Annotated in this window: 1 pseudogene; it reads right to left on the reverse strand. The window is 63.5% G+C overall.

The annotated features are described in order from the left end of the window. Nucleotides 1-189, reverse strand: a pseudogene (locus SB753_RS40520) (SAM-dependent methyltransferase); the annotation flags it as partial. Nucleotides 190-244 lie beyond the last annotated feature (55 nt).

Genomic DNA, 244 nt, shown 5'->3' on the forward strand with positions numbered 1-244 from the left:
GCGATAGCCGCGCGTTCCCTGCGCATCCATGTCGGGACGTTCGCGCCAGCTTGCGTCGGGCGCGGCGAGCCGCAGACCGACTTCGTCGTCGAGCACATGCGGCGGCGCGTCGACCTGAACATGCATCGCACGCCACAGCGCGACGCGTACGGCAGTGCTGTCCGCTGCGACAGTTTGTTTTTCTTCCATGATGTCTCCCTCGGAAATCGAACACCAACGGCCAGAATCTAAACCGTTAGCGCGG

Origin of the sequence: Paraburkholderia sp. SIMBA_053 (assembly GCF_046534895.1) — a bacterium.
Classification (GTDB): domain Bacteria; phylum Pseudomonadota; class Gammaproteobacteria; order Burkholderiales; family Burkholderiaceae; genus Paraburkholderia; species Paraburkholderia caledonica.